The organism is Pseudomonas frederiksbergensis (assembly GCF_003732665.1).
In the GTDB taxonomy this organism is placed as follows: domain Bacteria; phylum Pseudomonadota; class Gammaproteobacteria; order Pseudomonadales; family Pseudomonadaceae; genus Aquipseudomonas; species Aquipseudomonas frederiksbergensis_G.
The window spans coordinates 189,092-209,860 of sequence record NZ_MOBP01000021.1 but is presented as its reverse complement, the minus strand read 5'-3'; the positions used below and the strand labels follow the sequence as shown (position 1 = coordinate 209,860).

The 20,769-nt window shown below is 58.7% G+C and carries 19 protein-coding genes; 5 read left to right on the top strand and 14 right to left on the bottom strand.

Annotated elements, in window-relative coordinates; translation table 11 throughout:
- Positions 1-102 precede the first annotated feature (102 nt).
- The 4 genes from BK665_RS27815 to BK665_RS27800 all read right to left on the bottom strand — a co-directional run bounded on the left by BK665_RS27815 (position 103) and on the right by BK665_RS27800 (position 4,175).
- Positions 103-987: an ABC transporter permease subunit gene (locus BK665_RS27815; protein ID WP_123409724.1), complete on the bottom strand. Its 885-nt coding sequence runs from the start codon at positions 985-987 to the stop codon at positions 103-105.
- The gene (locus BK665_RS27810; protein WP_123409723.1) at positions 984-1,898 is read right to left on the bottom strand and encodes an ABC transporter permease subunit; all 915 of its coding nucleotides are present in this window, start codon (positions 1,896-1,898) and stop codon (positions 984-986) included. The genes BK665_RS27815 and BK665_RS27810 overlap by 4 nt, the downstream gene beginning before the upstream one ends.
- Positions 1,895-3,037: a polyamine ABC transporter ATP-binding protein gene (gene potA, locus BK665_RS27805; protein ID WP_123409722.1), complete on the bottom strand. Its 1,143-nt coding sequence runs from the start codon at positions 3,035-3,037 to the stop codon at positions 1,895-1,897. The genes BK665_RS27810 and potA overlap by 4 nt, the downstream gene beginning before the upstream one ends.
- A 376-nt stretch (positions 3,038-3,413) precedes the next feature.
- The gene (locus tag BK665_RS27800) at positions 3,414-4,175 is read right to left on the bottom strand and encodes a gamma-glutamyl-gamma-aminobutyrate hydrolase family protein (protein WP_123409721.1); all 762 of its coding nucleotides are present in this window, start codon (positions 4,173-4,175) and stop codon (positions 3,414-3,416) included.
- A 280-nt stretch (positions 4,176-4,455) separates the two neighbouring features.
- Here BK665_RS27800 and BK665_RS27795 point away from each other — a divergent pair, with 280 nt between their 5' ends.
- The 5 genes from BK665_RS27795 (at position 4,456) to BK665_RS27775 (ending at position 10,600) form a co-directional block, all read left to right on the top strand.
- Positions 4,456-5,832: a glutamine synthetase family protein gene (locus tag BK665_RS27795; RefSeq protein WP_123409720.1), complete on the top strand. Its 1,377-nt coding sequence runs from the start codon at positions 4,456-4,458 to the stop codon at positions 5,830-5,832.
- Positions 5,833-6,030: 198 nt separating this feature from the next.
- Positions 6,031-7,521 (top strand): aldehyde dehydrogenase, encoded by a 1,491-nt coding sequence (locus BK665_RS27790; protein ID WP_123409719.1) that lies wholly within the window; start codon positions 6,031-6,033, stop codon positions 7,519-7,521.
- Between the two features lie 50 nt (positions 7,522-7,571).
- On the top strand, positions 7,572-8,858 hold the full coding sequence (locus tag BK665_RS27785) for an NAD(P)/FAD-dependent oxidoreductase (RefSeq protein ID WP_123409718.1): 1,287 nt from the start codon (positions 7,572-7,574) through the stop codon (positions 8,856-8,858).
- Positions 8,859-9,283: 425 nt separating this feature from the next.
- Positions 9,284-9,832, top strand: coding sequence for a cupin domain-containing protein (locus BK665_RS27780; RefSeq protein WP_028623608.1), 549 nt, complete (start codon positions 9,284-9,286; stop codon positions 9,830-9,832).
- 345 nt (positions 9,833-10,177) lie between these two features.
- On the top strand, positions 10,178-10,600 hold the full coding sequence (locus BK665_RS27775) for a hypothetical protein (RefSeq protein ID WP_123409717.1): 423 nt from the start codon (positions 10,178-10,180) through the stop codon (positions 10,598-10,600).
- Positions 10,601-10,616: 16 nt separating this feature from the next.
- Here the strand turns inward: BK665_RS27775 and BK665_RS27770 are convergent, their stop codons facing one another.
- The 10 genes from BK665_RS27770 to BK665_RS27725 form a co-directional block, all read right to left on the bottom strand.
- Positions 10,617-11,309, bottom strand: coding sequence for a DUF4225 domain-containing protein (locus tag BK665_RS27770; protein WP_259699669.1), 693 nt, complete (start codon positions 11,307-11,309; stop codon positions 10,617-10,619).
- Positions 11,296-11,796, bottom strand: a complete 501-nt coding sequence (locus BK665_RS27765; RefSeq protein ID WP_123409716.1) for an Hcp family type VI secretion system effector — start codon at positions 11,794-11,796, stop codon at positions 11,296-11,298. The genes BK665_RS27770 and BK665_RS27765 overlap by 14 nt, the downstream gene beginning before the upstream one ends.
- A 281-nt stretch (positions 11,797-12,077) precedes the next feature.
- Entirely contained in the window at positions 12,078-12,605 is a 528-nt protein-coding gene (locus BK665_RS27760) for a hypothetical protein (protein ID WP_123409715.1), read from the bottom strand.
- Between the two features lie 223 nt (positions 12,606-12,828).
- Entirely contained in the window at positions 12,829-13,122 is a 294-nt protein-coding gene (locus tag BK665_RS27755) for a fructose-bisphosphate aldolase (protein WP_123409714.1), read from the bottom strand.
- A 629-nt stretch (positions 13,123-13,751) separates the two neighbouring features.
- Complete coding sequence (locus BK665_RS27750) at positions 13,752-13,952, bottom strand: PLD nuclease N-terminal domain-containing protein (RefSeq protein WP_123409713.1); 201 nt, start codon at positions 13,950-13,952, stop codon at positions 13,752-13,754.
- A 207-nt stretch (positions 13,953-14,159) separates the two neighbouring features.
- Positions 14,160-15,854, bottom strand: coding sequence for an amidase (locus BK665_RS27745; protein WP_123409712.1), 1,695 nt, complete (start codon positions 15,852-15,854; stop codon positions 14,160-14,162).
- Positions 15,855-15,960: 106 nt separating this feature from the next.
- Complete coding sequence (locus BK665_RS27740; RefSeq protein WP_123409711.1) at positions 15,961-16,455, bottom strand: PaaI family thioesterase; 495 nt, start codon at positions 16,453-16,455, stop codon at positions 15,961-15,963.
- A gap of 58 nt (positions 16,456-16,513) precedes the next feature.
- Positions 16,514-17,680: a GGDEF domain-containing protein gene (locus tag BK665_RS27735; protein ID WP_123409710.1), complete on the bottom strand. Its 1,167-nt coding sequence runs from the start codon at positions 17,678-17,680 to the stop codon at positions 16,514-16,516.
- Positions 17,681-17,944: 264 nt separating this feature from the next.
- Entirely contained in the window at positions 17,945-18,178 is a 234-nt protein-coding gene (locus BK665_RS27730) for a hypothetical protein (protein ID WP_123409709.1), read from the bottom strand.
- Positions 18,179-18,321: 143 nt separating this feature from the next.
- Entirely contained in the window at positions 18,322-20,760 is a 2,439-nt protein-coding gene (locus BK665_RS27725; protein ID WP_259699668.1) for a hypothetical protein, read from the bottom strand.
- Positions 20,761-20,769 lie beyond the last annotated feature (9 nt).

Genomic DNA, 20,769 nt, shown 5'->3' with positions numbered 1-20,769 from the left:
GAGAACCCATCCCCCTGTAGGAGCTGCCGAGTGAAACGAGGCTGCGATCTTTTGATTTTTTGAAGCAAGATCAAAAGATCGCAGCCTGCGGCAGCTCCTACATTAGGCGGTGGCTCCGGCCATTTGCTTTTTAGGTTGCTGCCACGATTCGTTGGCGGTCTGATCCATCGCTTCCTGAATCGCGCGTTTGCGGGTGGCTTCGGCGCGGCGGCTGAAGTACCAAACCATGAAGGTCACAATCGAAACCGCCAACAGAATCAAACTGGCCACGGCGTTGATTTCAGGTTTAACCCCAAGACGCACCGCCGAGAACACTTCCATCGGCAAGGTCGTCGACCCCGGACCCGAGACGAAACTCGCCAACACCAGGTCATCCAGCGACAGCGCGAAGGACATCATCCCGCCCGCCGCCAACGATGGCGCAATCATCGGAATGGTGATCAGGAAGAACACCTTCAACGGCCGCGCACCCAAATCCATCGCCGCTTCTTCAATCGACAGGTCCAGCTCACGCAACCGCGCCGACACCACCACCGCCACATACGCCGCGCAGAACGTCGTGTGCGCAATCCAGATCGTCACCAAACCGCGTTCCTGCGGCCAGCCGATCAACTGCGCCATGGCCACAAACAGCAGCAACAGCGACAGACCGGTGATCACTTCCGGCATCACCAACGGCGCCGTCACCAAACCACCGAACAGCGTGCGGCCCTTGAAGCGCGTGACGCGAGTCAGCACAAACGCCGCCAAGGTCCCCAGCGCCACGGCTGCAATCGCGGTGTAGCAGGCAATCTCCAGCGAGCGCACCACTGAGCCCATCAGTTGCGTGTTGTCGAGCAAGCCGACGTACCACTTCACCGACCAGCCGCCCCACACCGTCACCAGTTTCGAGGCGTTGAACGAGTAGATCACCAGGATCAGCATCGGCAAGTAGATAAACGACAGGCCGAAAATCAGCATGAACTTTGAAAATCCGAAGCGTTTCATCCCCGTGCCTCCATCTCTTTGGCCTGGCTGCGGTTGAACAGCAGAATCGGCACAATCAGGATCAACAGCATCACCACCGCCAGGGCGGACGCCACCGGCCAGTCGCGGTTATTGAAGAACTCTTGCCACAACACACGGCCGATCATCAGCGTCTCCGGGCCGCCCAGCAGTTCCGGAATCACGAACTCGCCGACCACCGGAATGAACACCAGCATGCAACCGGCGATGATCCCGTTCTTGGCCAGCGGCACGGTGATTTTCCAGAAGTTGTTGAAGTTGCTCGAACCCAGGTCCGACGCGGCTTCCAACAGGCTTTCATCGTGCTTGACCAGGTTGGCGTACAGCGGCAACACCATAAATGGCAGGTAGGCGTAAACCACGCCGATGTACACCGCCGTGTTGGTGTTGAGGATCTCGATCGGTGCCGAGGTCAGCCCGGTCCACATCAGGAACGCGTTGAGCAAACCGTTGTTGCTGAGGATGCCCATCCACGCATAGACGCGGATCAGGATCGCGGTCCAGGTCGGCATCATGATCAGCAGCATCAGGACGTTTTGCGTTTCCTTTTTCGCCTTGGTAATCGCGTAGGCCATCGGGAAACCGATCACCAGGCACATCACCGTACTGAGCAACGCCACTTTCAACGAGCCGAGGTACGCCGAGATGTACAACTCATCCTGGGTCAGCAGCGAGTAGTTACCGAGGTTGAGCAGCAACTGGAATTTCTGCTCGGCGAAGGTGTAGATCTCCGAGTACGGCGGAATCGCCAGCGCCGCTTCCGAGAAGCTGATCTTCATCACCAGAAAAAACGGCAGCATGAAGAAAAGGAACAGCCAGATGAACGGAATGCCGATCACCACTTTGCGCCCGCTGGGGACCAGTCTCAGGAATTGCTGATTGAAGGTTTTCATGAGCGCAGTACCACGCCGCTGTCGTCTTCCCACCACACGTAGACCTGATCGTCCCAGGTCGGACGCGCGCCCCGGCGTTCGGCGTTGGCCATGAACGACTGCACGACTTTGCCGCCGGGCAGTTCAACGTAGAACACCGAGTGGCCGCCGAGGTAGGCGATGTCATGCACTTTGCCTTGGGACCAGTTGTAGCGCTGCTCCGGCTTGAGGGTGCTGACGAGCATTTTTTCCGGGCGGATCGCGTAGGTGATCGACTTGTCTTGCACTGAGGTGCTGACGCCGTGACCGACGTAAATCTTCTGTTCCAGGTCCGGGCTGTGAATGATCGCGTGACCTTCCAGGTCCTCGACCACGGTGCCGTCGAAGGCGTTCACGTTGCCGATGAATTCGCAGACCATGCGGCTGACCGGCGCTTCGTAAATGTCCACCGGGCTGCCGATCTGGGCGATCCAGCCGAGGTGCATGATCGCAATGCGTTCCGCCATGGTCATGGCTTCTTCCTGGTCGTGGGTCACCATCACGCAGGTCACGCCGACCCGTTCGATGATCTGCACCAGTTCCAGTTGCATCTGCGAACGCAGCTTTTTATCCAGCGCACCCATGGGTTCGTCAAGCAGCAACAGCTTCGGACGTTTGGCCAGGGAGCGGGCGAGGGCGACGCGCTGACGCTGGCCGCCGGACAACTGATGGGGTTTGCGTTTGGCGTATTGGGTCATGTGCACCAGGCGCAGCATCTCCTCCACACGGGCGTCGATTTCGCTGGCGGACAACCGATCCTGCTTCAGGCCGAAGGCGATGTTCTGCGCCACCGTCATGTGCGGGAACAGCGCGTAGGACTGGAACATCATGTTGATCGGCCGCTCGTAGGGCGGCATGTCGGTGATGTCGACACCGTCGAGCAAGATCCGCCCTTCGGTCGGGCGCTCGAAGCCGGCGAGCATGCGCAGCAGGGTCGATTTGCCCGAGCCGGAACCACCCAGCAGGGCGAAGATTTCGCCTTGATGGATCTCCAGGGACACATCGTCCACGGCAGTGGTTTCGTCGAACTTCTTGGTCACGCGATCGATTTTCACCAAGACCTTTTTCGGTGCCTGGTGACCTTCAAGAGCCTTCCTGTAAGTGCTGGAGGCATTTGCCATGTGAAACTCCCAACAGGTTTCAGTCGTCGGGCCAACGCGGCCTGACTTAATAGTTGATTGCAAGCCCGTGTCGTACGGTGCCAATCCATCCAAACGAGGTCCCTTGTAGGAGCGAGGCTTGCCCGCGAAGACGGCGTGTCAGTCGCCATCATCATTGCCAGACACACCGCTTTCGCGGGCAAGCCTCGCTCCTACAGGGGTATTGCGTTTGGTTCGCTGGCCCATACCGCTCGGGCTTATTCGGCGCCGCCGTCCTGGCTGCCTGGTGGTGCTTGTTGTTGTCTTGTTTCGTTTTTTACGCGTGAAGAAGCAGCGCGCGTCGGCGCAGCCGCCCGTTCACGAGGGCAGTTAAATCGTTGGGTGAGGGATTAAGTCGTCAGCGTTTTTTACGTAGCGCCGCCCGTTGCCGGCACGCGTCGCCAAACGCCTGGAAAATACTTAAATACTGAGGATTGGAAAGCACCTGCCATTCCGGATGCCATTGCACGCCGACGGCAAACGTCGGGCTGTGGTCCACGGAGATCGCCTCGATCAAACCGTCCGGCGCCACCGCTTCGCAACGCAGGCCCGGCGCCAGTCGATCAATGCCCTGGCTGTGAATCGAATTGACCATGAACTCCGCCGGCAGCTCCAGCGCTTCGAACACGCCACCCGGTTGCACCGTCACCGAATGAGCCGGGGCGTATTGCACCGCCAACTCGGGACTGTCCGCTTCACGGTGATCGAGCATGCCCGGCAGTTCATGCACCTTCTGGTGCAGGCTGCCGCCAAACGCCACGTTCATTTCCTGAAAACCGCGACAGATGCCCAGCACCGGCACACCGGCGGCGATGGCTGCACGCAATAAAGGAAGGGTGGTGGCGTCCCGGGCCGGATCGTGATCCGTGCCGGGTGCGCTGGCGGGGCCTTGATAGTGGAAGGGTTCCACGTTCGACGGGGAGCCGGTGAGCAACAGACCATCGAGTTGCGCGAGCAAGTCCTCGATTTCAGTCAGTTCGCCCAGGGAAGGAATGACCACTGGCAGCCCCAAAGCCGCGACGCTGACAGCACGCAAGTACTTGTCGCCGCTGACGTGGTAGGGGTGCAGGCCAATCTGTTTGACGCACGCTGTAACGCCGATCAATGGCTTGAATGCCATTTTTATCACCTCGAAGTTTCACACTTGAACGAGCTTTTCCGGAGCTTAGCCTTGTTGATTTTAATTAACAACTCTCATGTAAAAAATTCTAAACGCCGGTCGTCCGATGCTGAGGATCTGCGCGGCTCTGGCGGCTTATCTGGCACTCTCGTCCCCATAAAAGGCCCGAAAATAAAGGTTGAAAGGCCAACTGTTCGCTATTGACTTCACTTTGCCGTTCGGGTTGACTGGGCTCGCAACACCGTAGTGAACATAATAATTAACAGCTAATAGGTGCATCATGTCGGTCCCTCTGCGTACCGTTCAACTCAACGAAGCAAACGCATTCCTTAAGAAATATCCTGAGGTTTTGTACGTCGACCTTCTGATTGCGGATATGAACGGTGTGGTGCGCGGCAAGCGCATCGAACGCACCAGTCTTCATAAGGTTTACGAAAAAGGCATCAACCTCCCGGCGTCACTCTTTGCCCTGGACATCAACGGTTCAACGGTGGAAAGCACCGGCCTGGGTCTGGACATCGGCGACTCCGACCGAATCTGCTACCCCATCCCTGACACCCTGAGCATTGAGCCTTGGCAGAAGCGCCCAACTGCGCAATTGCTGATGACCATGCACGAACTCGAAGGCCAGCCGTTTTTCGCTGACCCACGGGAAGTGCTGGCCAATGTGGTGCGCAAGTTCGACGACATGGGTCTGACGATCTGTGCCGCGTTCGAACTCGAGTTCTACCTGATCGACCAGGACAACGTGAACGGTCGTCCGCAATCTCCGCGTTCGCCGGTATCGGGCAAGCGTCCGGTGTCGACTCAGGTGTATTTGATCGATGACCTCGACGAATACGTCGATTGCCTGCAAGACATCCTCGAAGGCGCGAAAGAGCAGGGCATCCCGGCCGACGCCATCGTCAAGGAAAGCGCCCCGGCGCAGTTCGAAGTCAACCTGCATCACGTCAACGACCCGATCAAAGCCTGCGACTACGCGGTGTTGCTCAAGCGTCTGGTGAAGAACATCGCCTACGACCACGAGATGGACACCACGTTTATGGCCAAGCCGTATCCGGGTCAGGCGGGCAATGGTCTGCACGTGCACATTTCGATTCTCGACAAAGAAGGCAACAACATCTTTGCCAGCGAGGATCCCGAGCAGAACGCCGCACTGCGTCACGCGATCGGCGGTGTGCTCGAGACCCTGCCCGCGCAAATGGCCTTCCTGTGCCCGAACGTCAACTCGTACCGCCGCTTCGGCGCGCAGTTCTACGTACCGAACTCGCCGAGCTGGGGCATCGACAACCGTACCGTCGCGGTGCGTGTGCCGACCGGTTCGGCGGACTCAGTGCGCATCGAGCATCGTGTTGCCGGCGCCGATGCCAACCCGTACCTGTTGATGGCGTCGGTGTTGGCCGGTATTCACCACGGTTTGACCAACAAAATCGAGCCAGGCCCACCGGTCGAAGGCAACAGTTACGAGCAGAACGAACAGAGCCTGCCGAACAACCTGCGCGACGCACTGCGCGAGTTGGACGACAGCGAAGTCATGGCCAAATACATCGACCCGCTCTACATCGACGTGTTCGTGGCGTGCAAGGAAAGCGAGCTGGCCGAGTTCGAAAACTCCATCTCGGACCTTGAGTACAACTGGTATCTGCACACGGTCTGACGGATTTGGTGGTGGATGTGAGGGCCTCTTCGCGGGCAAGCCTCGCTCCTACAGGGGTTATATGTCGGGCACAAATAATGTGCACGCCGCAGACTGTAGGAGCGAGGCTTGCCCGCGAAGACGGCCGCCCAATCACCCCTGCAATCCCCTGATACACCGCCACAACAATCACTTATTCCTCTGCGTCGAGTCACAACAATGACAAACACTCGCAGCGACTGGGAACAACGCTTCCAGTCCTTATCCATCGAAGGCCGGGCCTTTATCGACGGGCAATACCGCGCAGCACTGAGCGGTGATTCCTTCGAATGCATCAGCCCGGTCGACGGCCGTTTCCTGGCCAACGTCGCCAGTACCGACGAGGCCGACGCCAACGCGGCGGTCGCCGTCGCACGGCAGACGTTCGAGTCCGGCATCTGGGCCAAACAAGCCCCGGCCGAGCGCAAACGCATTCTGATCCGCTTCGCCGATCTGATCCTGGCGAACCAGGAAGAACTGGCCCTGCTTGAAACCCTCGACATGGGCAAGCCGATCAGCGATTCCATGAACATCGACATCCCGGCGACCGCCAACGCGATCCGCTGGAGCGCCGAAGCCATCGACAAGATCTACGACGAAGTCGCCGCCACGCCCCACGATCAACTCGGCCTCATCACCCGTGAACCCACCGGTGTGGTCGCCGCCATCGTGCCGTGGAACTTCCCGTTGATCATGGCCAGTTGGAAGTTCGCCCCGGCCCTGGCCGCCGGCAACTCGTTCATCCTCAAGCCTTCGGAAAAGTCGCCACTGACCGCGATCCGCATCGCCCAATTGGCGCTGGATGCTGGCATCCCGAAAGGTGTGTTCAACGTCCTGCCCGGCTATGGTCACACCGTCGGCAAGGCACTGGCGTTGCACATGGACGTCGATGTGCTGGCTTTCACCGGCTCCACCGCGATTGCCAAGCAACTGCTGATCTACGCCGGGCAAAGCAACATGAAACGCGTTTGGCTCGAAGCTGGGGGGAAGAGTCCAAACGTGGTGTTCGCCGACGCGCCGGATTTGCGCGCGGCAGCACAAGCAGCGGCGGGGGCGATTGCCTTCAACCAGGGCGAAGTCTGCACCGCCGGCTCGCGGTTGCTGGTGGAACGCTCGATTCGCGAGCAGTTCATTCCACTGCTGGTGGAAGCCCTGCAAGCCTGGAAACCGGGGCACGCCCTCGATCCGGACACCACCGTCGGCGCACTCGTCGATCAACGGCAACTGGACAACGTGCTGCGCTACATCCAGGTCGGCAAAGACCAGGGCGCGCAACTGATCGCCGGCGGTAGCCGCACCCTCGAAAGCACCGGTGGCCTGTACGTGGAACCGGCGATTTTCGACGGTGTGACCAACGCCATGACCATCGCCCGGGAAGAGATCTTCGGCCCGGTGCTGTCGCTGATCACCTTCGACACCTTCGATGAAGCGCTGGCCATCGCCAACGACAGCATCTTCGGCCTCGCCGCCGGCGTCTGGACCAGCAACCTGAGCAAGGCCCACACCTTCGCTCGCGGCTTGCGCGCCGGCAGCGTCTGGATCAACCAGTACGACGGCGGCGACATGACCGCGCCGTTCGGCGGGTTCAAGCAGTCGGGTAACGGTCGGGACAAATCGCTGCATGCGTTCGACAAATACACCGAACTCAAAGCGACCTGGATCAAGCTCTAACACCTTTACAGCGGCGGTCGCAGGCGTGCCTGCGGCCATCGGAGAAACGTATGAAACCAACAACACATGTCAACAGCTACTACGCCGCCACCCGCAACTTCACCGGCGAATTCCCGGTGCTTGAAGAACTGGTCGAGTGCGACGTCTGCGTGATCGGCGCCGGCTACACCGGTTTGTCCTCGGCACTGTTCCTCGCCGAAGCGGGCTACAGCGTGACCGTGCTCGAAGCCGCCAAAGTCGGCTTCGGCGCCAGCGGTCGCAACGGCGGTCAACTGGTCAACTCCTACAGCCGCGACGTCGATGTGATCGAAGAGCGCTACGGCGACAAGACCGCCGAAATCCTCGGCAGCATGATCTTCGAAGGCGCCGACATCATCCGTCAGCGCATCCAGCATTACGACATCCAGTGCGACTACAAGCCCGGTGGCATCTTCGCCGCGCTGAACAAAAAGCAACTCAAAGGCCTTTCCGAGCAGAAGAGCAGTTGGGAGCGCTACGGCAACAAAAACCTGAAAATGCTCGACGCCGCCGACATCAAACGCGAAGTCGGTAGCGACAACTACGTCGGCGGCCTGCTGGACATGCAGGGCGGCCACATCCACCCACTGAACCTGGCCCTCGGCGAAGCCTCGGCCATCATCGGCCTGGGCGGCAAAATCTACGAACAATCGGCGGCGGTAGAAATCACCTACGGCGAACCGATCACCGTGCGCACCGCCAAAGGCGTGGTCCGCGCCAAGTACCTGCTGATCGCCGGCAACGCCTACCTGCCGCAAGGCCTCGACAATCGCGTGACCAGCAAAAGCATGCCCTGCGGCTCGCAAATCGTCGTCACCGAACCGTTGTCCGAGCAAGTTGCGCGCAGCCTGATCAAAAACAACTACTGCGTCGAAGACTGCAACTACCTGCTCGACTACTACCGTCTCACCGCCGACAACCGCTTGCTGTACGGCGGCGGCGTGGTCTACGGCGCCCGGGAACCGGACGACATCGAACAACTGATCAAACCGAAAATCCTCAAAACCTTCCCGCAACTGAAGGACGTGAAAATCGACTACCGCTGGACCGGCAACTTCCTGCTGACCATGTCACGCATGCCGCAATTCGGCCGCATCGAGAAAAACGCCTACTACATGCAAGGCTACAGCGGCCACGGCGTCACCTGCTCACACCTGGCCGGCAAACTCATCAGCGAAATTATCCGCGGCGACGCCGAACGCTTCGACGCCTTCGCATCATTGCCGCACATGCCGATGCTCGGCGGCCGCACCTTCCAGGCGCCCCTCACCGCCATGGGCGCCGCGTACTACGCACTGCGCGACCGGTTCGGTATCTAGCCACCACGCAATCCCCCGCAGGACACAAACCCTGTGGGAGCGGGCTTGCTCGCGAAAGCGGCGTATCAGTCACCCAAGATGTGGCTGACCCACCGCCTTCGCGAGCAAGCCCGCTCCCACAGGAGATCCAGGCCTGCCACAAAATCTGTACCCGATCGCGACCACCCCTGTAGGAGCAAAGCTTGCTCGCGAAGAGGCCAAACCAGTCACCATCACCCTCAACTCAACCCCCACAATCCCAAGCAAACCCAACCCCACCCGCCTTTTTACCCCACCACCCATCGAACCTGCTGAGCAACACGAACAAACGTGATTTAATACCCGCCTTTCACGTTTCTGGGACAGGGAAGCGGTGTTCCTCGCGGCCAAAAGTCGCCCGCCATCCACCCCCATCACCCCTTAAGTAGTTCACACATAAGGCTGTCATGGACACGGGCTCACGACTCAAATTAGTACGCGAAAGCTACAAACTGTCCCAGCGCGAGCTGGCCCGCCGTAGCGGCGTCACCAATGCCACCATCTCCCTGATCGAACAAAATCGCGTCAGCCCCTCCGTCAGCTCCCTAAAAAAACTGCTCGAAGGCATCCCCATGTCCCTGGCGGACTTCTTCACCTTCGACCAGCCACCGCGTGAGCATCAATACGTGTTTCGGGCGAATGAACAGCCGGATCTCGGGCGACATGGACTGCGGTTGCTGCTGATTGGCGCTTCCGTGCCGAGTCGGCAGATGCGCTTATTGCGCGAGCAGTACGCGCCTGGAGCCAGTTCGGGTGAAGAGCCGATCGTGCACTCGGAAGGCGAGGAGTGTGGGCTGGTGACGCGTGGGACGGTAGAACTCACCGTTGATGGGCAGATTAGTGTGTTGAATGCTGGGGATGGGTATTACTTCCCGACGACGCTGCCGCATCGATTTAGGAATATTGGCCAGGATGAGGCGGAGATTATTAGTGCGAATACGCCGGCGAATTTTTAACAGTGACTTCATCTGAAATAATTTAACCAGATTTTCTGATAGTTAATGAAATTCGATGCTTTTGTTCAGGCGTCGAATTTTTTTGTGAAAAATGCAGTTCTGGGTCGTAATGTCTAACTTTAACTTATTAAAAATATCCTATATAAAAATTAGTAGATACTATGCTTAGAATTTTTGGCATGCGTAAGATAAAAAGAAGGTGTTTGTAAGAATTTTCCGATAATTGTAGATCGGTATCATTTTTTGGTTTGTTGATGACAATATGACGCTATAATAAATTTGTATATTATGCTGCGTCTGTGTCAGCGGTGGCGTAGTTTGGATTATTTAAGGTGTATATATTTTATGCGGGTGCGAGATTTTCTTAAGGTTTTAATGTCGGATTTGTTAGCTGTAATTGTTTGTGTCTTGTACACGGTTTTTCTTGTTGGATTGATAGAGGAAGTAGTGGATTTGGGTGAGGGTGTTTACTGGGTTGTACTCAGCGTTGTCTTCACTTCTTTGTTGTTTTTGAATTTTCGCTATTATTCTCCTAGCCTGATCGCCATTTCTCTTGGGCGCCCTGTTGATGTTGAGCGACATTCTGTCGGTGCTGTGTATATTGGCGTCTTCATCGGTTCTTTACTGGTCGCGGCAATAATCTTTCAGGAAGTAGGTAAGGTGTTTTGTCTGGAGGGACTGTTCTCTTTTGTTGTGAGTTTGGCTATTTTTATAATGGTTTTTGTTAGTCTTGGTTTGTATGTTAGGAGGTTGCGTCGTAAAGATTAATTTTGCCGAGGTGTGATTATTTTGAGTTAGTTTCTTCTCCGATACTTTTGATCGTAATTGCATCGACCAAGGCTTCAAAGGCCAAAGTCAGCCTTCCCATTTGCTGAAAAGCACGCTCATAGTTGATTGGGTCGTGTCTGAAAAGCTCTATTGAATCAAACTTTCTTACGGGTTTAAAGACACCAAAAGCTGAAAGACCTAAGTCTACAGAGTAATAGGCAATATTGCCGGCCTGAGTATCCTTGGCTAGGCTCTGATACATTTTTCGAACCGGGCCTACTGTGCTCGGTGCGTTAGGCCCGTTGTATATATTCCCCGCGCCTTCATAAATATTATTGACGCCGTGGGCGGAATAAAGGATACCCATGGGCGTGTTTATACCTCTTGTGTTCTTTATTGTCGAGGCGCCAGACTGAATCTGCATAACGCCCGCTAAAACGCCTATACCGTTTTGGGCATAGAAAAGCGCCTTGGACGATAATTCGGCGTATTCATCTCTGATTTGTTGTATTCCTTGCTGTGCACTGATGATGCCTTCATCCACGGCCAAGATGATCTCATTGGCAAAAGAAGAAACTATAGAACTGAATTGAATCTGCATGAAACTATCATATAGCTGCGTAGCGCCAACAGAACAACCAAATGCGACTAGGTCGGATGCAGATTTAACCACGTCGTGAATATCGCAAGTTTTTTCACTCACCTTCATTCCCCCATGTGCTGTAGGCACTGGTTCCTGCCTGAATATGCGTCCAACTGATATCCCGATAACGAATGGACACCATCTCTTGCGGTTGGGCATCGTTCATATGGATAGAGTGAGGAACTTGCAGGGTGATATGCGCAATGCGCGCGCCAGACAGTTGGATTGAATAATATTTATCCTGCCCGCCGGTAGGGGCTGTTCTGTAGAGATTAATAATGCACTCAATCTCTTCTTGTGCATGAAGTGCGCTAGCCAGCAATGGCGAAGACTTATCAATATTTTTGGTGATCATGATAGGCATGTGCTTGCCGCGCCCACCTGAAACGCCGCCATCATTGCCAGTAATCATGTTGTGGGAATAGGCCAATACCATGATTTCGTCTTCATGACCAAATTGACATTTGTTACCTATAGAGCTTTGCCCAGAACAACCAGCGGAAATTAGACCTTGTCGTTTCCCATTAACAGTCATGTAGCTGTGATTCGCCACTTAATAGCTCCTTTTTTTAAACTTTTCAAAAACCGCGCCACGGGTGCGAAGGTATTTTTGCCGGGAGTGTATTAGCTTTTATTTTCGGTGTTAGAACATTGGGGAAAAACAGGGTTTTCTTACAGCCGACTGGGAGAATTTCCTACAGAAGGATCGGGGTGCATTCATTTTTAAGCAAAAAAAGGTGACTGATCTATTTAAACAAAGATCTATCACCTTATTTCCAGCGTCATTTCACCCAATTACACATTTAGCGACCCCCGCGCTCAACCAGTTCGCGCTCAACGCATCGGCAACGACAGCCGATCCAGAGCACAGCCGTTGGCCGGTGACTGCTCGGCCTGAAACAGTCGAACCCCGGAATCCAGATCGACAATGTTGATCTGGCAGCCGCTCATGACATGAGGGCCGTCGGTGATGCCGCCCTTGATCACATAGCGAGCGCCCGGCATGAACTCGGTAACAAAATCGACCGTGCATCTGCGGTTGCCGCTGGCCCCGCCCTCCAGCAACAGATGGATCGGCTTGCCCGCTTCAATGGCTCGAAAACCTTCGGGTTTCGAGGGGGTCGATGGGTAGCCACCCCAGACCGAGAACAGTTGCCGAGCGGGTGTCACGGGCACCGATCGGCCGTACTTGCAGGCCATGGTCGGCGCTGCGCTAAGGGTCAGGTAGTTGCGACGATTGATCATTGCGTCCATTTCGCTGCGGATCTGCGCTTGTGGGGCGTTGGCGGGGGCTTCGTATTGTGGGATTGGCGAGCAACCTGCGATTAGCAGCAGTAGCGAGCTTAAGTACAGCGGTTTCATGGGCGTTTCTGTCCGTAGCGGTTTGAGAAATGGGCGGGATTACTGGTTCGAGCAAAACGAATCCCGCAGAGATATGCCAAATAGGTGGCAGAGTGCCATTAAGTTGATATTGGTGGAAGGGGCGCGGGTTGCATGGCTGGATTGGCAGGGTCGGTTGTTGGCCCAGCTTCCGGACGACGTAAAAAAACCGCAGACATGCGGTTTTTTTGCGACTTGATTCGGGTTACTGATTCGGTGGCGTATCAAACCCACGCTGCTCGATCACCCGAAAAACATCATGCACATCCCGGATCAGGATCAAGGCGATGTTGGTGACGGTGTTGATGTCGTTTTCGGCGTAGTCCGGCAGGCTGGTGCAGGCCATGAGGTTGAGGTATTTGAGGACGGCGTTCAGGCGTTCGCTGACGCAGTTGTGGAGTTCGCGGATGGGGGCGTCGTTGTCGATTAGGAGGACGGGGTAGTCGGTGGCGAATTGGGACATGGGGGTGAAGCGGCGGGGCGGGTGTTGAGTTGTCATATGGATGGTCTCTACAGGCGTAAATAGAAGAGCCACCTTTTCGCTGCGAAACAATTGGGTGGCAGTTGTGCGCGGGTTCGCAGACCGAGAAGAGACCACGCTCGGCAGACTCGAAAGTCTCCCGCGCACAACCGCCATGAAATGAAACGCGGGCGAATTTTGCCAGAGTTCTCATTTGACGGTGTAGTCATCTTGGTCAGGGCTGCGAAACCCTATCGCCAATTGCTGTGGCGACGGGTCGAATATAGGTGGGCATTTTTGGGCTCGCAACCGGGGTGTAGGACGCGTTTTGGGCAGTTGTGGTGAAGGGGGTTTGCTGGGTTCTGGGTTAAACCCTTGTGCGCCGGGGCTTCGGAAATGTCTGAGGAAATAGGTGGCAGAGGATTGGGGGTGCTTCGCTGCTCGGCGGGGATAAGGTCCCTCACCACAAAGGGTATTTTCCTACGTAGTTTTCGGACGTGAAGATCCAAAGATCGCAGCCTTCGGCAGCTCCTACGTGGGTTGCGGGGATGTTCAGAAATGATGAAGCCCCGAATCTTCGGGGCTTTTTGAAGTGCTGGGGGGCTGCTTCGCAGCCCAACGGGGGCAAGCCCCCTCGCCACAAAAAAAGCGAGTGTGCGGCGGTTTGGTTATTGCGCGCTATGGGTGCTGTGTTTCGGCCCGGCCATTGCCCAGGCGATGAGGCCGATGAGGGGCACGAAGACGATGACGACGATCCACACGCCTTTGTTGTCGACCTTGCTGCCGCTTTTGATCACTTTGTTGATCGCCCACAATTCAATCACCACCAGTACTGCCGCGAGTGCGACCCAGACGTATTCGATTTGCATTAGCCACCTCCTGAAAGTCATTGCTTTAGGTGGGTGGCGGCGGGGAGGGTTCATTAAATTTGTGGGGGGAGGGCTTTCTGGGCACGCAGGGCTGGTTCGTTGACCTGTGGGAGCGGGCTTGCTCGCGAAGGCGGTGCATCAGTCAACATCAATGCTGACTGACACACCGCTTTCGCGAGCGAGCCCGCTCCCATAGGGGATTTGGGTTTAGTTAGCAGTAAGCGCGGGTGTACGCGGCGGAATCAGCCGCTTGCTCCCCGTCGCTTCAAACGCCGATGCCAACCGCAGCAACGTCGAATCGTCATACGCCCGGCCCGCAAACGTCAGCCCGACCGGCATGCCAATGTCCGCCATCACGCCCATCGGCACTGTCACTGTCGGCACGCCCAAATGGCGGATGGCGAGGTTGCCGTTGGCGACCCAAACCCCGTTGCTCCACGCGATGTCTGCCGACGCGGGATTCACATCCGCGTCCGCCGGGCCGACGTCGGCGACGGTCGGGAACAGCACGGCGTCGAGGCCGAGGCGGTCCATCCAGTGTTCAAGGTCGAGTCGGCGAGTCTGCTCAAGCCCCCGAAGTCCGTCCGGCAATGTGGCGATCTGGTCCCACGGGGTAATCCCGCGCTCGGCCATGCGCACGTACTCATCCATGCCCGCCGCCAGGTCACCTTCGCGATTCGGGAGTGTGCCCGGGTCGTGGGGGAAGATCAGCGGGCCATCGACATCGACCAGACGATTCAATTTCGGATCGCCGTTCGCCTGCAAGAAATCATCAAACGCCCAAGCCGTCAGGTCCCACAACTCATGGTGCAGGAACTCCTTGGACACGATGCCGCGATTGAACACGGTCGGCGCGCCGGGGCGGTCGCCTTCGCAGTTGGAGACCAGCGGGAAGTCGACTTCGATCACTTCGGCGCCGGCCGCTTCGAGTGCCTGGCGCGCCTGTTTCCACAGCTCGATCACCGAAGCGCGGGTGTTGATGCGTTGGCCGGTTGGGCCGCCGATGCCCGGTGCTTCGGAGGTGCCAGCTTCGGGATCGGCATTGATGTACATCTTCGGAATGCCGAGGCGTTTGCCGGCGAGTGCTTGTGGATTCGCGGCAAGTTCGGCATAGGACGCAGGGCGCACCGATGCGACGCTCGGGATCGGCACCCAGGGTTGCAGGCGCCACAGGTCGCCACGGGTGTCGGTGTCTTCGGCGACTACGACGTCGAGCACTTCAAGCAAGTCAGCCATGGTCCGGGCGAACGGCACCACCACGTCCATGGTCGGGGTCAGCGGCCAGTTGCCACGTACCGAAATCACCCCACGGGACGGCGTGTAGGCGCACAAGCCATTGTTCGACGCCGGGCCGCGACCGCTGGACCAGGTTTCTTCCGCCAGACCGAAAGCGGCGAAACTGGCGGCGGTGGCCGTACCAGCCCCGTTAGAGGAACCGGAAGCGAACGGCGCGGTGAGGTAGTCGGCGTTGTACGGGCTCTCGGCCCGGCCATAAACCCCGCGTTGCATCCCGCCATTGGCCATCGGCGGCATGTTGGTTTTGCCCAGGCAAATCGCCCCGGCGCCGCGCAGGCGTTCGATGGTGAAGGCGTCGCGATAGGCGATCAGGTTGGCGAAGGCCGGGCTGCCGGAGGCGGCGGTCAGGCCCTTCACCAGGTAGCTGTCCTTGGCAGTGTAGGGGATGCCATCGAGCGGCCCCAGGGTCTGGCCTTTGGCGCGTCGGGCGTCGCTGGCTTGGGCTTCTGCCAACGCCTCGGGGTTACGCACGACAACGGCGTTGAGGTCGCCGTCATAGGCGTCGATGCGAGCCAGATAGGCCTGGACCAGCTCAACCGCCGTGGTCTGGCCCGATTCGAGCGCCGCACGCAGCTCGGCAATGGAAACCTCGGTGACCTCGATCATGCTGTTCTCTCAACTTGGCTGTTCATGAGTGTTCTCGTTGTACGGTGTGGCGCGAATGGGCGCTATTTAACACCAAGCGGCGCGCCGAGGCATCGGTGAAATGGCCTTAACGACCGTGCGCCGCGTCTGCCAGTTGCCCGGTGTCCACTCGCACGAATACGGAGTCGCCGATGGCGGTGAGTACATCGCCGGCAAAGACCTCGCACACGACGCGGGTCTTGCGCCCGACCTCACCCTCGACTTTCGCCCGCAGCGTCAGCGTCACGCCCATGGGTGTCGGTTTGATGAACTTGATCCCGAGGTTGCCGGTGACGCAATCGATGCGCGGCAGGCTGCCCGGTTCGCGCTGCTGCGCGCGGTAGTGATAGGCCATCGCCGTCCAGTTGGAGTGGCAATCGACCAGCATCGCGATCAGGCCGCCGTAGACCAGATCCGGCCAGCCGCAGTATTTGGCGTCGGGGATGTGTTGGGCGACCACGTGCACACCGTCCACATCCCACACGCTCTTGACGTGCAGCCCATGGGGATTGCGGCCGCCGCAGCCGTAGCACACGCCTTCGGGGGCGGCGATGTCTTGCAGGGACGTTTCGATAGGGGGCATGGCGAGGTCATCCTGAACAAATGGTCGGGCCGATTCTAACGCTGAACCTGCCCGTAAATTAAAGGGTGCGCAGCGGTGCTGTGCGATCAACCAGACGCAGGCTGTCCCGGCCGCCACGCTTGGAGGCGTAGAGCGCGGCGTCGCCTTGTTCGATCAATGCCGCGAGGCCGCTGGGCGGCTGGTCGAACAGGCTGGCGCCGATGCTTAGCGTCACCGGTTCGGGGGTGGCGAATGTCTGGGAAGCGGTCTGCTGAAACTGCCCCCGCAAGGTCGTGCCCAGGCTGACCACTGCTTCGCTTGAGGCATTGTTCAGCAGGATGACAAATTCGTCGCCGCCGAGCCGGGCCGCCAGTGCATCACCGGGCAGCACCGAGCGAATCATCTCGCTCAGCGCGATCAACAGTCGGTCGCCGGCGGTGTGGCCGTACAAATCGTTGACCGATTTGAAGTTGTCGATATCGATCAGCAGCAAGGCGCCAGGGCGAGTTGCCGAGACGTCCGCCAGCAGACGCGGAGCCCGCACTTCGAGGGCGCGGCGGTTGTACAGGGCGGTCAGCGGGTCCCGTGCGGCGAGGTGGGCGATCTGTTTTTCGCGTCGATAGCGTTCGGTGCCGGTCATCGACAGGGCAATCAACATGATCGCCATCGCCCCTTCGACCAGGGAAATCTGGATGATCTCGCCACGCAACGCGGCCAGATCGATCAGCGTGCCCGGAATCACGGCGGTCAGTGCCTTGGCCACATAGAAGCTGCCGTGGATCAGCAGCACATAGCGCAACTGCACCGCGCCCACGCTCAACGACTTGCCATGGGGGCGCAGCAGGAAACTGGCGCGCAGGGTCGACAGCGCGATCAACAGCGAGTTGACCAGCAGCATGACCTTCGACCAGGTCGGCCCGTCCGGCAATAGCAGCATGGCCAGCCAGGCGATGAAGATCAGCGCCCAGCCACGGGACAGGCGCGTCTGCGTAAAGCGTGCGACGCCGAGCAGAAACAGGAAATGGGCGGTCACCAGCAGGCCGTTGGCGAACCAGATACCGATCAGCAGAAAACCGCTGCTGCGCAGCAGGGCGAGGGTCGAACCCACGGTGATCGTGGCAAACCCGGCGCTCCAGAACAGCAGCGAAGGCTCGCGAATACTGCGCCATTCGATCGCCAGGTACAGCGCGGCGGCCGCGGCAAGGGCGACCGAGAGTGTCAACATCGTGAGCGGGTCGAGCGGCATGTCCTGACGGGCCTGACTGGTTGCACAGAGAGAGCGCGATTGTAAGCGTTTGGCCCGATGCCAACCATGGTCCCTGTGGGTTTGGCTGTGCGACTTGCTCGCGAAGCGGGGTGTCAGTGGACATTTGTGTTGCCTGAAACGACGCCTTCGCGAGCAAGCCCGCTCCCACATGAGATTGATGCCGTGCGCGAGGTATGTGACCGGCACTGGCTCACTGTGGAAGCGGGCTTGCTCGCGAATGCGCTGGTTCAGGTGCAATCGGCGCTACAGCCACGACTCCACGATCCGCCGATCCAGCTCTTCCCAATCGGCCATGCCCAGTACTCGCGTGGTGTTGAGCCCGCGCAAATAGCCGCGCAACTGGTGGGCGACGGCCCGCACGGGCTCCGAGTCGGGGGCATTCTCGCGCAGCACGGTTTCGTACTCGACCAGGTACTCGGACACCCGGTCGCGGAATTCAGGCAAAACGGCATCGCGGATCAGATCAAAAGTTCGCACTGCGGGCCTCGCGGTTTTTAAGTTGTGATTGGACTGAAAAGGGGACAGATTTATTTTCTACAAATAATTCGTTCCCTTTTTACATTTCACTAGAAAATAAATCTGTCCCCTTTTCAGTCGTCCCCTTTTCAGTCCTTTTCAGTCTAGCGCCAGTGACTCAACGCCGATGTGTCGAGTGCCTGCCATGCTTCGGCATTTCCAAGTTGATCTTGGGTCAGCCAGAGTTCCCCGTGCGGGGTCAGCGCCTCGGCGGGCAGGGTGAGCAGGTCGCTCAACTTGATCACGGTGATCGAGCCTCGGTCTGTGTCATCCTCGGCCTCCCAGTCGCGCAGAAACAGACGCACTTTCAATGCATCAGCCTTGAAACTTTCAAATTGGGGGCGGTTGTGCAGCCATTGCGGTGAGCGCCGTAGGGTTCGCTCCTGCACATCCAGCAGCAAGACTTGCCATGCCGATCGGCCGCCGTGTTCATCGTCCATGTCGGTATGCAGTCGGGTCAGGGCGAGATAGCGCGCACCTTCGGACCAAATCATCGACGGCGCAAGATCGCCGATGGCGCAACCGGAGGCCGTCAGCAAATGCCCGCCCAGGCGTGGGCTCTGGACGCGCAGCCAACTGTCGGCGTATTCGGTTTCACAACCGAACAGCCAGGCGGCATCGGTATCCGTCGGGGCAGGTTGGACGAAGTTGCCATCGGCGACGGCGGATTGCGGTTGTTTGACCAGGCGCCAATCGGGGAGGGCGGTCAGGCCTTGCGGGCTGACGTTCAGCTCGCACCACTCATAGTAGAGTCGCGAATCCGGGCGATGCTGACAAAAGTCAGCGGCGTCGTGCGCTTCGGGTGGCGATTGATCGAAGCGTTGCAGCGGGGTGCTTTGGCGGTCCTGGTTCAGCCGACCGCGAATCACCGCCACGCTCACCGTGGGGCCACGAAAGTCCAGCAATCGTGCGACCAGCAGCGCAGGGCTGTTCAGCAGTTGCCGCTCCTGCGCGTCGGCCACTACCACATGGCCAGCCGCGGTGATCGGAATCAAGGCGATGTAGCGTCCGGCGTCTGAAACCCGATGGTCGAGCTGCCAAACACCCGGTACTGCCCATTCGCCAATCCGGCAGGTGTAACCGCCGAGCCCCTGGTCGTTGTCCTGCTGCCAGGTGAATTGCGCCCGGGTTTTACCTTGAACGGGTGATGACTCGACGATCGTCGCGCCGCGCTGTCCGTCTCCGGTCAGCGGCACGGCCAATTGCACGCGAGTCAGTTGCCGCTCCGCGACGAGTATCCGCCCGTTCGGGGCATGGCCAATCTGCGCGTCACAGTCGCTGTGGATGCTGTACAAGCCGTAGCCATAGCGGCCGTGATCGGGCTGCGGGTAGTCGAAGTAGGACGACAGTCGCAGGTGGTGGTCATCCAGCTCCAGCGGCTCGCTCCAGCCCAGCGAGGGTTCGCTGTCAGCAGGTGTCCATGGGCAAGGCAGGGTTTGCCAGCCCCGGTCCAGGTGCCAGAGCCAGTAGTCGGGAGACTCATCAGCCATCCGCGCACGGCAAGCGAAAGCGCGGCCATCGGGATGCCAGATGATCGCGGTATCGGCCCGGATCAGCAGCGCAGTGGGCTCTGCGTTGATGCTCACGCGGTATTCCGGGTTACGCAGCGGGTCGCAAGGCTGCGGCAGGTCCCGCAGACGGGTCGGCAGCACCAGGCTGGCGTCCAGGCGTTGCTGGCCATCGGGGGAGGTATGCCGCAGCGTTTCGACTTCTAGGTATTGTTGCCAGGCCCCCGGCTCAAGCCAAAGGTCGGCAATCGGCACAAGGCTGACTTTTTCCGCCGTCGCCAGCAGTTGCTCCAGGCTGATTTCCCGAGCGCCATTGTCGACCAGCGGGCTGTAACGCCCACTCAAGGTGCCGCCATTAAAAGCGTCCAGTTCCCAGAATTCATCACACGAACAGTGGTAGAGCTGATGCAGCTCTCGATCCAGCACCACCAAGCCCCAGGCCTGGCGCGAAGGCAAGGGCGCTGCGAAATAACGCCCGTCATTGGAGAAACGCGCCGACGCCCCAAGGCCCTGAAGCAGCACCCCATCCGGGAGCAGGTAATCGCACAGGACCGGCCCGCCCATGGCGATTTCGCTGTAGTTGAACACCCTGATCGGCTCGCCCTCGGGCGTGACTCGCGGCTCGTCGCCACCCCAGGCACTGGCGCCGCCGGAAGATTGGCCACCCGACAGCGGCGACGACTTGGCCTTCGCCTTCGTCGTGTCGGCCAGGCCAAAACGGCGTTCCAGATGACTGACGCACGCCAGCCCGCAGAACATCACCACCGCGGCTCCCGCGATGTCCCAGTACGCCGGCAACGCCCGGCCCAGATTAAAACCCAAGCCTATCGCCGCCGACGTCATGACCCGCGCCGCGCCTCGGCCGGTACGCAGCCAACCGGCTCGCGCCGCCAGCCACATCAGGGCCGCACAACCCAAGACCACACCGAGGGCCAACGGCAACGGCACGACCGTCACCAGGAATATCGGGATCAACAGCACGGCAAGTTGCCAAAGCAGATCGAGCAATAACCGAGGCAGGCTTTTTTCGTCCATACGTTGATC

What these genes read in the sequence shown, in the direction of transcription:
- BK665_RS27815 (WP_123409724.1), bottom strand. Translation starts at nt 987, where the DNA reads ATGAAACGCTTCGGATTTTCAAAGTTCATGCTGATTTTCGGCCTGTCG.
- BK665_RS27810 (WP_123409723.1), bottom strand. Translation starts at nt 1,898, where the DNA reads ATGAAAACCTTCAATCAGCAATTCCTGAGACTGGTCCCCAGCGGGCGC.
- potA (WP_123409722.1), bottom strand. Translation starts at nt 3,037, where the DNA reads ATGGCAAATGCCTCCAGCACTTACAGGAAGGCTCTTGAAGGTCACCAG.
- BK665_RS27800 (WP_123409721.1), bottom strand. Translation starts at nt 4,175, where the DNA reads ATGGCATTCAAGCCATTGATCGGCGTTACAGCGTGCGTCAAACAGATT.
- BK665_RS27795 (WP_123409720.1), top strand. Translation starts at nt 4,456, where the DNA reads ATGTCGGTCCCTCTGCGTACCGTTCAACTCAACGAAGCAAACGCATTC.
- BK665_RS27790 (WP_123409719.1), top strand. Translation starts at nt 6,031, where the DNA reads ATGACAAACACTCGCAGCGACTGGGAACAACGCTTCCAGTCCTTATCC.
- BK665_RS27785 (WP_123409718.1), top strand. Translation starts at nt 7,572, where the DNA reads ATGAAACCAACAACACATGTCAACAGCTACTACGCCGCCACCCGCAAC.
- BK665_RS27780 (WP_028623608.1), top strand. Translation starts at nt 9,284, where the DNA reads ATGGACACGGGCTCACGACTCAAATTAGTACGCGAAAGCTACAAACTG.
- BK665_RS27775 (WP_123409717.1), top strand. Translation starts at nt 10,178, where the DNA reads ATGCGGGTGCGAGATTTTCTTAAGGTTTTAATGTCGGATTTGTTAGCT.
- BK665_RS27770 (WP_259699669.1), bottom strand. Translation starts at nt 11,309, where the DNA reads ATGAAGGTGAGTGAAAAAACTTGCGATATTCACGACGTGGTTAAATCT.
- BK665_RS27760 (WP_123409715.1), bottom strand. Translation starts at nt 12,605, where the DNA reads ATGAAACCGCTGTACTTAAGCTCGCTACTGCTGCTAATCGCAGGTTGC.
- BK665_RS27755 (WP_123409714.1), bottom strand. Translation starts at nt 13,122, where the DNA reads ATGACAACTCAACACCCGCCCCGCCGCTTCACCCCCATGTCCCAATTC.
- BK665_RS27750 (WP_123409713.1), bottom strand. Translation starts at nt 13,952, where the DNA reads ATGCAAATCGAATACGTCTGGGTCGCACTCGCGGCAGTACTGGTGGTG.
- BK665_RS27745 (WP_123409712.1), bottom strand. Translation starts at nt 15,854, where the DNA reads ATGATCGAGGTCACCGAGGTTTCCATTGCCGAGCTGCGTGCGGCGCTC.
- BK665_RS27740 (WP_123409711.1), bottom strand. Translation starts at nt 16,455, where the DNA reads ATGCCCCCTATCGAAACGTCCCTGCAAGACATCGCCGCCCCCGAAGGC.
- BK665_RS27735 (WP_123409710.1), bottom strand. Translation starts at nt 17,680, where the DNA reads ATGCCGCTCGACCCGCTCACGATGTTGACACTCTCGGTCGCCCTTGCC.
- BK665_RS27725 (WP_259699668.1), bottom strand. Translation starts at nt 20,760, where the DNA reads ATGGACGAAAAAAGCCTGCCTCGGTTATTGCTCGATCTGCTTTGGCAA.